This window comes from Bacillus sp. RE35, from assembly GCF_052146655.1.
Classification (GTDB): domain Bacteria; phylum Bacillota; class Bacilli; order Bacillales; family Bacillaceae_G; genus Bacillus_A; species Bacillus_A cereus.
The window spans coordinates 3,758,098-3,769,841 of sequence record NZ_CP197377.1; the positions used below are offsets into that span (position 1 = coordinate 3,758,098).

Sequence of the window (11,744 nt, forward strand, 5' to 3'; positions counted from 1 at the left end):
TTGTATATATATGAATACTTCAAATTATTCCCTTTAGAAAACAAAGTCTAAATGGTTCATTACACTCTAATAGTTATAAAAACATAATATATAACTTTAGTTAAATAAATTATATAAAGAAGGTGTAAAAATGAAGAACAAAATAAATTTACAAATGCAAAATATAAGTTTTGTTATAATAATGGCTTTAGCGGTATGGTTAAAAACATATCTTATTACGCGATTCAGTTTTGATTTAAAAATCGAGTCTTCAACGCAAGAGCTCATTTTGTTTATTAGCCCTCTAGCCGCATCATTAGCATTTGTTGGATTAGCATTATTTGCAACTGGTGAAAAGCGAAATTATATAGCGCTCTGTATTAATTTCTTATTAACAATCGTGCTTGTTGGAAATGTAATGTTCTATGATTTTTATAGTGATTTCGTTACATTACCAGTACTTGGACAAACCTCAAACTTCGGCCAATTAGGCGGCAGTATTATAGAAATATTAAACTACAAAATTATACTCGCATTCGTAGACATTGTTTTCTTCTTTATTTTATTAAAAAAGAAATCATTGGTCTTTAAAACAGAACGTGTAAATCATTCTACGCGCTTGTTATACTTTCTTTTAACGATTGGTGTATTCTTTGCGAATCTACATCTTGCAGAAAAAGAGCGCCCTGAATTATTAACAAGATCATTCGACCGAGTCATGCTTGTCAAAAATTTAGGCTTATATACTCACCAAGTATATGACTTAACACTGCAAGTAAAAGCTGGGTCACAAAAAGCACTTGCTGATAGTAGTAAATTACAAGAAACTGAAAACTACGTAAAAGCAAATCAAAGCGAGCCAAACCCTAATATGTTTGGTGCAGCGAAAGGAAAAAACGTAATTGTCGTCACTCTTGAATCCTTGCAGACCTTCTTAATAGGCGCATCAGTGAACGGGCAAGAAGTTACACCATTCCTAAATGAATTCATAAATGAAAGTTATTACTTTGATAACTTTTTCCATCAAACTGGTCAAGGGAAAACATCTGATTCTGAATTTCTAATCGATACGTCGTTGTATCCATTAAATCGAGGAGCTGTATTCTTTACACACGGTAACAATGATTATACTGCAACTCCAGAAATTTTACGTCAGCAAGGTTATTTCACTTCTGTATTTCATGCGAATAACGCAACATTTTGGAATCGTAATATCATGTACTCTGCTCTTGGTTATGATCGTTACTATAATGAGCTTGATTACAAAATTACACCAGAAACAAATTTAAATTGGGGATTAAAAGATATCGAATACTTTGATCAATCAGTAGATATATTAAAAACTGTTAATCAACCATTCTATGCTCGTTTCCTTACTTTAACAAACCATTATCCATTTACGTATGATGAAGATACAAAATTCATTGAACCATACAACTCTGGTAATGGCGTATTTGATCGTTACATCGTAACAGCACGTTACTTAGACGAATCAATTAAAAAATTTATTGAACGTCTAAAGGCCGAGGGGCTTTACGATGATTCTATTATTGTGTTATACGGTGATCATTATGGTATTTCCGAAAAACATAATCGTGCAATGGCACAGTTTTTAGAAAAAGATCAAATAACAGAATTTGATACTTTAAATTTACAACGTACACCTTTATATATTCATATTCCTGGACAAACAGAAGGTCAAACTATTTCAAAGCCTACTGGACAAATCGATATGAAACCTACTATTCTAAATTTATTAGGTGTTGATTCTACGAATGATATTCGTTTTGGCCATGATATGTTTTCAGATGAATATACTGGCTTTGTTGTTTTACGTGATGGTAGCTTCGTTACAGATAAGTATGCATACAAAAACAACACTTTCTACGACCGTATAACAGGTGAAATTGTAGATTTACCAAAAAAAGAAGCTCAAGCCCTCATTAAACGTGCCCAAAATGAATTACGAATGTCTGACAAAATTATTGAAGGCGATTTATTACGCTTCTCAGAAAGTAATAAAATTAAAACTGGCGAAGTACAAACTAAAATTAAAGAAACAGAAAAATAATCTATATATGAAAAAGGAGCAACTTATTACAGTTGCTCCTTTTTACTTTTATTCTACGCTTATTTCTAAAGCTACATCCGTATAGGTATTATCATTACCTATATTTAAAATTACTTCACATTGACGCAATCTCAATTCAAAGAGCATGATAGAATCATGATAGATTTCAGGATTTGATTTCATCTTATGTAATATCTCTTGTTTTTCTTGTATTTCTAAATGCGTGTTTTCTACAGCTTGCTTTAAAGAGTTAAATGGATTCCTAAAGAATATATTAATATCTCGCTCTTGTGTGTTTTCAAACAGCTCAAATTGCAAGAAAAATTTCTTCATAATAGAAGCCGTTACTTCAGTATAATCTTCATTTTCTACATACTGTTTGTATTTGTTATATAGCATAGATTTATTTTTAGGAAGAACTCCAAACAATTTACCGGCACTTTTCAGTAAAAATTGTGCTGGCGTAAATCGACGTAAAATATTTACTTCATCCATTTGTATTCTAGTCGTCATCCTGTCAGTATCTCTGCGCCAGTCATCAAGCACTTTAAAGTCACATTCTAACTGTATTCTATTTTCTCCAAATAGTGAATTAAGCCCTTCACTAAGTTCTTCTAAATACGTTTGACTTTGAAGAAGCTCATTATTAGAAGTTGCAATCCAATTTTGCATAGAAAGAGCCAGATTAGGTAACACAGTTTGTTCTAAATATTTATGCACTCTTTCATTCATTGCTTTATTTAGTTCCGTATCCATGTGCCCGAAATCACTTTCTTCACTAATTAAATTAGAACAGCTCTTTAATATCTTCGGAATATTTTCAGTAAGATCATTTGTAATTTCAGTCTTCATTGAACGATATGATTGTGTAATGAAATGAATTTTTTCCCTCTCAAATGTAGTAAGGTTATTAATGCTACCGTTTAGTTTCACTAGCATATCTTCATTCCAATTAATAGCATCCACCAGATTATTTTCTTTCTCAACACGTTTATCCAAAAGATATGTAATTGTTTTTCGAATGAAAAATAATAACTTTTCAGTACGTTCTGCATCGATATGTTTATGATTAAAGTTAAAATGAATAAACTCAGTTAAATCATTTAATTGTTGACTACTTGTATATAACGAGGAATAAGGGAAAATTCTCGCATACGGGAAATATGTGTTTATTCTCGTTGCCGTATCATGTAATACCCTTTTCACTTCTGCTTCACTGTAAATGTTATCGATTTTATTTAATAAGAAATGAATTTGTAAATTTGGCGTATGTTCTTGAATACTTAATAGAATGTCACGTTCTTTATCAGTAAAAGGTGAATCCGCATTCAATACGAACAGTAATTCGTCTACAGAATTTAAATATTCGAATATCTCATCTCTAGTGTCGTTATTCCTATTAAAGCCAGGTGTCACTACAAATGTAAGTTTATTTTCATTTAAAAATCTGCATGGTAATTTAAATTCAACACACGCTCTATCTCTATATGTTTGATGGTGCTGAGACATCATATTATGGTAATCAGAGACATCTTCCGTTGTTGTAATTGCTGAGTCTGTTATAGCGTTTATTTCTATATGAGCATCATTTTTTAAAACTACTACATTTGAAATTGATTTTTCTAATATATTTTCTCCTAATATAGAGTTAATAAATGTAGTTTTTCCGTTCCCTGAAGTTCCCGTTACTAAAATACGATTTGTTCTTAAATCTGCGAGCTCGTCAACTAACCATTTAAATCGGTGACCTATTTCTATATTCTGCTTTTGTGCCCACTGTGTAATAGATTCAAAAAGGTGTAAGCTGTACTCTAAGCCATTTACATGATTAATAGAATGTGACAGTAAGTTTTCCGCATGTTCTATATTTGCTGAATCTATTTTGGAAGGGAAAATCTCATCCCATGCCAATACAGCTGCAGATGGAAATACAGCATAAGATGGATTGACTACCTTTAACCAATTTGCTAACAGATTTGGTATGATATCGTTTAATTGTCTAAGCGTATATTGACCTTGAATTAATGCAAAGTACGTTTCTTCGTAAAGAGCAGAAACTTTGTTCCATATATCGGACGAATGTATTTCAATATGTAAGAAAAATTCATTTATTGTGTTAAGCCACAATAAGTAATTTTTTTCATTTTTATAACTGTTCCAGAGTGATGAAACCATTTGCGTAAATTGTACTTGATCTACATTATTTAATGTAGCTAATGCATCATAAAAATAGTCTGGTGAAATATGTTTAGTAAACCCTTTATCGATATATCCTTTTAACACCTCAAACCAAGGATACGATTCTATGCGAATTAACTCATTCACAGCAAGCTCTACTGCACTATCAAAATCTTGCTGTTCCTCATAAAAGGAACGGGCAATTTTTGTGACATTCGGATAATCAGGATTTAAAGAAACTGCTTCTTTAATAACACCGAAAGCTGAGTCAAAATTATTTTGCTCAATGTAAAGAGAAAGTAATTGTAGTCTAATTTCGGTCATCAATATTTTATTATCAGTAGTAATAGAAGTATAAATATTTTCAGCAAATGATAACTGATTCAGTTCGAAATAAGCATCCGCAATATTTTTTTGTGCCCATGGTGCTAATTCATTACTAACCTTCTCCCATTTAAAAATAGCTGCTTCAAAATCTTGATGACGATAATAAAATTCACCTTGTGCAAAACGAATATAAGACCCATCAGAAATCTCATTTTTTTCTTCGTTTACATAAGCTTGTCCAAGTACGTCAAGAGTTGGTTTTGTTTCATTCTCCATTAGGAATGTTTCATAATACATCTTTTTTATTAATTGTTTTTCTAATCTCATCTTTTCCCCCACTATATCTTGAAAATACATTTTTAAGATATGTCAATACTTTTTGTATGTATGCTTTTTATCTTAACAAAGAATATCTTTTGGAAAATTTCATTTTCCTTTCATTTTTCAAGTTAGATTGAATTTTTATGAGAAAAGTTTCAGTTTTTTTTCAATTACCTTTCAGTTATGAAACAGCATTAAATGTTCCTAATAACCTAATAACACTATAATATTCCACATTATATTATCAAGAAAACCCCATATAAACCATATTATAAAAACAATCTATATTGAATTTATATACATAATTAACTGTGCTGTCAAACAAAAAAAACAACAATAGGAGCCAACAGCTATTCATACCATTTCTTTCTCAAATTGTTTTCCTTTAAAATGTTTCAGTAGTTATGTAATTAAATTCCATTAACCTATATAAATAACTAGTCCAAAAAATATCTATATGCATATCATGTTATAGTAAAGAATTTAGGAGATCCTAAAAGGAGGCATTTTCATGTTTGAAGATAAATCTAAAATAAATTACCCATATGAATTTACTGAAACTACAACAGTTCCTCTAAAGAACCCCATTGATAAAAAATTCAAGAACGGCACAGGTACACATAACTTCCCAATTAAGAAGCACTATAAAGAGCAAGTTCTATACACTGAAAAAATTAATAATAATAAAAATAAGTAATTGTATAGATCTTTATAACAATTAGCTAAATAAGAAGCAACATTCAACCATGCATAGTTATTTAGTTAGTAATGATACAATTCATGCACATTTTAAAAAGTGCTGTATACAGCGCTTTTTTATACATAGATAAATTTAAGCTAACACAACCAAGAAATAAACGGTAAAATTACTCCACCATATTCTCGTTTAACTATTAAATCTACATATGAAAAGGGAGCAACAGTAAATGTTGCTCCCTTTTGAAATATAATTTATTCACTCTACATAACCCTCTTAAACATCTTCTCCAACTCATAAGTAGAATGATGCACAAGAATCGGTCTTCCGTGTGGGCATGTGTATGGGTTTGTTGTTGTACGTAATTCTTCCAGTAAGGCAAATATTTGATCGTTCGTTAAATATTGATTCGCTTTAATGGATGCTTTACAGCTCATCATGATGGCTGCTTCTTCACGTAACTTTTTAATATCCACTTTTTTTAGTTTGACAACTTGCTCCATCATTTCATCGATAATTTCTGTTTCTTGTCCTTTCGGGAACCATGTTGGATGCGAGCGGACGATAAAGGATTGATGGCCGAATTGTTCTAAAAATAGCCCAACTTTTTTTAGTTCTTCTAACTGTTCTTCGACACGTAAAAATTCAGTAAGAGATAGATCAATACGGTACGGTACAAGTAACTCTTGTACTTCTTGCGCTACCCTTCCTACTTTATCACGGAAGTATTCATAATTAATACGTTCCTGCGCGGCATGCTGGTCAATCATATATAAGCCTTTATCATTTTGAGCGAAAATATATGTTCCATGCATTTGTCCAATTGGATAAAGCGGTGGTAAGTCATTCCCGTTCATTTCAATCTCTTTTATTTCCCGAACTTCTTCTTCTAATTCCTCTAGTTCAAAATCCTCTTCATTACTGTCCCACGATTTCTCTTCTTGAATTGGTTCTTCGATTATCGGTTTAGTGGATGGTTGCCAACTTTGTTCTTCTCTTATGAGCGACTGTGGTGGTTGCCATTCTTGTTTCGGCGGTTGCCACAGTTGTGGTGGCTGTTTCACAGCCTGCGGTTCTTCTTGTTTTGCATCCATGCCAGTTGGTAAAACAATGTCCGGCATAGATGGTTCTTTCGGCTTCGCATGCTCAAACTGGAACTGTTCTTGCACACTTTCGTCTTTTTCTTTTTTCTTCGTTGTTACGCCTGCATCTGGAATGAGCTGTATTTTTTTAAATGCAGCTTGCAATGTTTCTTCGATCAGCTTTAGCAATTCTTGTTCTTTACTAAAACGAACCTCTAACTTCGCTGGATGTACGTTAACGTCAACTAGCATTGGATCCATTTCAATCGATAAGAAGCCAATTGGATACCGGCCAACTGGCAGTAATGTATGGTAGCCTTGCTGAATTGCTTTCATTAGTACAAAGTTTCGAACGTAACGACCATTTACGATCGTTGACATATAATTACGAGATGCTCTCGTTACTTCTGGTAATGTTACATAGCCTTTAATTGTAAAGTCTAAAGATTCAGCTTCAATTGGAACAAGCTTCTTCGCAACTTGAATACTGTAAATCGATGCAAGTACTTGTCTTACATCACCGTTACCTGATGTATGAAGCAATTTCTTTTCATTATGAAACAGTTTTAACGATACTTCTGGATGTGACATTGCAATACGATACACGATATCTGTAATATTCCCGAGCTCCGTATGAATGGTTTTCATATATTTAAGACGCGCTGGTGTATTAAAGAATAAGTTTTGTACTGTAATATCTGTTCCTTTTCGGCTCGCAGTTTTCTCTTGTTTTATAATGTCTCCACCTTTAATTATGAGGTGTGTACCAGGCGCATCACCTGTGCTAGTAATTAATTCTAATTCACTAACAGAGGCAATACTCGGCAATGCCTCACCGCGGAAACCGAGTGTTCTTATGCGAAACAGATCGTTTTCATCTTTAATTTTACTCGTCGCATGGCGTTCAAAAGCGACGATACAGTCTTCTTCTGCAATACCATCACCGTTATCAATGATACGAATTTTCGATAACCCAGCTTCTTCTAAGTGGATTTCAATAGATGTACTATTCGCATCGATAGAATTTTCCACAAGTTCTTTTACGACTGAAGCAGGGCGCTCTACTACTTCCCCTGCCGCAATTAAGTTAGAGAGTTGGTCATCGAGTTTGCGAATTTTCCCCATCTACTTACTCATCCTTTCTTTAACTTTTTCTGTAAGCGATACAATTCGTTCATCGCTTCTAAAGGTGTCATATCAAGTAAATCGATTTTTTTAATTTGCGCCAATACTGCTGTTTCTTTTTGATCTAGCAGAGGTTTGTCTTGTTTCTTCGAAGACTGTTCTCCTCCAAAGAAAGATAGTTGCGATTCTTCTTCAGTCTCTACTTTCGTTTCCTGTATTTCTGCTATTTCCTCTTTTACAACTACAGGTTCTGGAGCAGCTTCTTGTACTTTCACTTCTACTCGTTTTGGAATAATAATTTCTTCCTGTCCTTCTAGCTGTGCTAACACTTCTTTCGCGCGGGCGATTAAGCTATCTGGAAGCTCTGCAAGTTGCGCAACGTGAATTCCGTAACTTTTATCAGCTGCCCCGTCTTGAATTTTATGAAGGAATACTACTTTTCCATTCTCTTCAATTGCTGAAACGTGTACATTTTTCAGTTGATCTAAACTCTCTTCTAACACAGTCAATTCATGATAATGCGTAGAGAATAACGTTTTTGCACCAATTTGGTCATGAATATGTTCAATGATTGCTTGTGCAAGTGCCATACCATCATAGGTAGATGTACCTCGTCCAATTTCATCGAATAAAATTAAACTTCTTTCTGATGCGTTTGCAATTGCATTTTTCGCTTCTAACATTTCGACCATAAATGTACTTTGACCTGATATTAAATCATCCGCTGCACCAATTCTCGTAAAGATTTGATCAAATACAGGTAATACTGCTTCTGTTGCTGGTACGAAACAACCGATTTGCGACATAACAGTTACAAGTGCTAATTGTCTCATATACGTACTTTTACCAGACATGTTCGGTCCTGTAATTAAAAAGACATCCATCTTCTCTGGCATAATACAATCATTCGGTACATACAATTTCCCGTTCAATACTTTTTCAACGACAGGATGACGACCATCTTTAATAAAGATTTCACGCTTCGTTGTTAGTACAGGTTTTACAAACTGTTCTTCTTCACTAACTGTCGCAAAACTTTGCAGTACGTCTAATTCACTAATTACTTTTGCTAAATGTTGTAATTTCGGAATAAATACTTTTACTTCTTCACGAAGCGCTGTAAATAAATCGTATTCTAGTTGTACAATTTTTTCTTCTGCTTCTAAAATTAACGTTTCTTTTTCTTTCAGTTCATCTGTAATGAAACGTTCAGCATTAGCAAGCGTCTGTTTACGTTCATAGCGACCTTCTGGAAGTGCTGCAAGATTCGCTTTCGTTACTTCAATGTAGTAACCGAAAATACGGTTGTATCCGATTTTTAACGATTTAATTCCAGTAATATCACGTTCTCTTTTTTCAAGCTCAGCAATCCACGTTTTCCCGTTTTTACTCACGTAACGATATTGATCAAGCTTGTCATTATAACCATCTTTAATAATATCTCCATCTTTAATTGAAAGCGGTGGGTTTTCTTGAATACTTCTTCCTAGTAATTCTGTTAAGCTTTCACATGGATCTGCACCTTGAATTAATCTCGATGCATAAGCGTTATCTAACAAACTAATTGCTTCTAAAATAGCTGGCACTTGAAGTAATGAACGTCTTAATTGTAATAAGTCTCTTGCATTTACGTTACCAAATGCAACTTTTCCTGCTAAGCGTTCTAAATCATATACTTCTTTTAACTTTTCTTTTAAATCTTCACGTAAGAAGTAATCATTTACAAACGTTTCAACCATTTCTAAACGCTCTTCAATTCTTTCTTTCTGTATAAGTGGACGTTCCATCCACTGTTTTAACATACGACCACCCATAGCTGTTTTCGTCTTGTCCAATAACCATAATAGTGATCCTGTTTTTTCTTTCGTCCGAAGTGTTTCTGTCAGTTCTAAGTTTCGCTTTGAATGTACATCAATTTTCATAAATTGATTCGTATAATAAATTTCTACTGGTTGCAAATGATCTAAAGAACGTTTTTGCGTTCTTATTACATAGTTAAATAAACGTCCAACTGCTTTAATTAATTTTGCTTGTGAAACATTTTTCACAAGATGTTCTAATCCTTCCGGAATTGCCGTTGCATCTTCATACGAAATCGTCATTTTCAATGTTTCAGTTAACTTGTTTAGTTCATCTTTAGAAAATGAAGAATCAACAACAATTTCTTTCGAACCAGTTGCATACACTTCTAATAAAATATCTTCTACTGAACCAGTCAGTAACGTTACTGTATTTTGTCCAGTCGTTAAGTCGTTACAAGCTAATGCATATGATCCATCTTCAAAATGTGTTAATGCGGCTAAGAAGTTGTTTTCTTTCTCATCAATTGTACGCCCTTCCATCATCGTTCCTGGCGTAATTAATTGTACTACTTCACGACGTACTACACCTTTAGCTGTTTTCGGATCTTCTACTTGCTCACAAACAGCTACTTTATATCCTTTTTCAACAAGTTGTTCAATATAGTTTTTAGCCGCATGATATGGTACACCGCACATTGGTATACGTTCACTACTACCACCATCTCGGCTCGTTAATGTAATTTCAAGTTCATGGGCTGCTTTAACAGCATCCTCAAAGAACATTTCATAAAAATCGCCTAAGCGAAAAAATAAAAAGGCATCTTGATAATCTGCCTTAACCTTTAAATATTGCTGTATCATAGGCGTATATTGAGTCATACTTTTCCTCCATAATTCTTACATGATAATCTATTTTCATATATGTCGCATTTCACGGACACTCTTATCTCCTATTTCAGGAGTCTTTCTTCATTATAACATATTTCATAAAGAATCATGTTCATTCAGCGCCACTTATGTAAAGTAAAAAGCTAGGAAGAACTTCTCCCTAGCTTTCTATTACTCTTCTTCTGCATCAACGATAAAGTTCGGATCTAATTCTTCAAATTCATCATCAGCAATTTGGAAATCATCATCTGATTCTACGCAACCTTCAGGATTTACACTTACACAAATTTTCGTTTCTCCAACTACTTCTGTTACAAATTCACGTTCTACAGTTACAACAATTTTATTACCATTTGGTGATACAAGTGCTTCTAAACAATTTGGCGGCTGAATAACACGAGCAATAATTTCTAAATCGTCACCAGAAAAGTTTTTATCACGATAACCAATACTTACTTCGTCCGTGTAGTTCACACGTTCTGTTACAACTTCAGTCTTTGTATTTCCATCAAATGAATACCAAGTGTTCACATCATAGAAACCTTCAATTTCCACATGTTTTCCATTCTTTCTTGCTTCGTACGAGTGGTTAATTACCCAGCACCCTAAAATACTTGTTGGCTCATTATTCGATTCACATGTATGCGTTGACTTTGTATACTTACGTCCTTTTCCAACCACTGCTTTTGTAATAATCTCTCTAAATTCGGACATTCGTAACCCTCCTCAATCACTATTCACTTAATCATATGCGTGACAATAGCGGAATGTGTCATTCTTTTTTTTGAGAAGACCTTACGTTTAATCCACAAAAAAAGAGATGTCAATATGACATCTCTTTAACAACCACAATTTCCTTTTTTACTTTCTACTGCTGCGCCAGTTTCACCCTTTAGTACATCGCCACCAGTTGAAATTAATATTTCATCTGTTACGTTGTTAGAAATTGTACTAGCAACTAACTGTAATAAGTCATTTACGTATGTTTGTGAAGATTTAAATTGTTGTACGACTGGAATACTGTCTAACTTATCTTGCAATGCATCAATTTCAGCTTCTACCTTTTTTAAAGCTTCCCATTTCCCGTAATGTTGCAAGTTTACTGCTTGTTTTTGCAGTGCTTTAATTTCATCGATTGCGCGCTTTACATTTTCATTTTTATGAATTTGCGCCTCTGCTTTCTTAAAAAAATCAACTTCTTCTGTTTCAGAAATCATTTTTGCTAATTCTTTCGCTTGTTCAACAATGTCATCTTTCGAATATACTTTCATCTA

7 protein-coding genes are annotated in these 11,744 nt (G+C 33.5%); 2 read left to right on the forward strand and 5 right to left on the reverse strand.

Going from position 1 to position 11,744, the window contains the following annotated elements; genetic code table 11:
• Positions 1–130 precede the first annotated feature (130 nt).
• Entirely contained in the window at positions 131–2,050 is a 1,920-nt protein-coding gene (locus ACTL4X_RS19095; RefSeq protein ID WP_000791023.1) for an LTA synthase family protein, read from the forward strand.
• A 48-nt stretch (positions 2,051–2,098) separates the two neighbouring features.
• Here ACTL4X_RS19095 and ACTL4X_RS19100 read toward each other — a convergent pair whose 3' ends face one another.
• A complete protein-coding gene (locus ACTL4X_RS19100) occupies positions 2,099–4,882 on the reverse strand; it encodes a dynamin family protein (RefSeq protein ID WP_086400999.1) in 2,784 nt (927 codons plus the stop codon).
• Between the two features lie 505 nt (positions 4,883–5,387).
• Here ACTL4X_RS19100 and ACTL4X_RS19105 point away from each other — a divergent pair.
• Entirely contained in the window at positions 5,388–5,573 is a 186-nt protein-coding gene (locus ACTL4X_RS19105) for a hypothetical protein (RefSeq protein ID WP_000461138.1), read from the forward strand.
• 263 nt (positions 5,574–5,836) lie between these two features.
• Here ACTL4X_RS19105 and mutL read toward each other — a convergent pair whose 3' ends face one another.
• From mutL to ACTL4X_RS19125, 4 genes are all read right to left on the reverse strand, one after another.
• Positions 5,837–7,780, reverse strand: coding sequence for a DNA mismatch repair endonuclease MutL (mutL, locus tag ACTL4X_RS19110; protein ID WP_000516465.1), 1,944 nt, complete (start codon positions 7,778–7,780; stop codon positions 5,837–5,839).
• Positions 7,781–7,788: 8 nt separating this feature from the next.
• Entirely contained in the window at positions 7,789–10,461 is a 2,673-nt protein-coding gene (mutS, locus tag ACTL4X_RS19115) for a DNA mismatch repair protein MutS (protein WP_000196021.1), read from the reverse strand.
• A gap of 180 nt (positions 10,462–10,641) precedes the next feature.
• Positions 10,642–11,184 (reverse strand): outer spore coat protein CotE, encoded by a 543-nt coding sequence (gene cotE / locus ACTL4X_RS19120; RefSeq protein ID WP_001288799.1) that lies wholly within the window; start codon positions 11,182–11,184, stop codon positions 10,642–10,644.
• Between the two features lie 125 nt (positions 11,185–11,309).
• Positions 11,310–11,741 carry a RicAFT regulatory complex protein RicA family protein gene (locus ACTL4X_RS19125; RefSeq protein ID WP_000870461.1) on the reverse strand — a complete coding sequence of 144 codons (432 nt, stop codon included), beginning with the start codon at positions 11,739–11,741 and terminating at the stop codon, positions 11,310–11,312.
• Between the last annotated feature and the right edge of the window lie 3 nt (positions 11,742–11,744).